This is a genomic window from Acidisphaera rubrifaciens HS-AP3 (genome assembly GCF_000964365.1).
Taxonomy (GTDB): domain Bacteria; phylum Pseudomonadota; class Alphaproteobacteria; order Acetobacterales; family Acetobacteraceae; genus Acidisphaera; species Acidisphaera rubrifaciens.
Map to the genome: position 1 here is coordinate 1 of NZ_BANB01001191.1, position 416 is coordinate 416.

Annotated in this window: 1 protein-coding gene; it reads right to left on the reverse strand. The window is 74.8% G+C overall.

The genetic code is table 11. The annotated features are described in order from the left end of the window. Positions 1-416, reverse strand: a 416-nt coding sequence (locus tag B8460_RS20620) for a toll/interleukin-1 receptor domain-containing protein (RefSeq protein WP_048863500.1), incomplete at both ends; no start/stop codon positions are given.

Genomic DNA, 416 nt, shown 5'->3' on the forward strand with positions numbered 1-416 from the left:
GGCGGCGCGGAAGCAGGCGGGCAGCGCGTCGGCGTGGTCGATGCGGGTGTCGTCCACCACGATCGGCACGACGAAGGGGGTGGTGGGCGCGAACGTCTCCGCCCGCTCCGCCGCCCAGCGCCATTCGCGCCAGAAAAACCCCTCCGGCCGGCCGACCGAGCGGCGCGAGATGATCGGCAGGAAATACGAGCAGGCGCGGATCGCGCGGCGGATTTCAATTTCGTAGTCCGCCCCCTCCTCCAGCGCGCGGACGTCGAGCCAGACGTCGAAGCCGGCGGCGTCGAGCGCGTCGCGCAGCCGGCGGGCGGCGGGCAGATCCTCGCGCGTGTAGCTGATGAAGAGCGCGCCCGGGATCAGGCGCGCGTCAAGCGGCGGCAGCGTGCGCGGGGCGGCGGCCGCGGCGCCGCCGGCCGCAT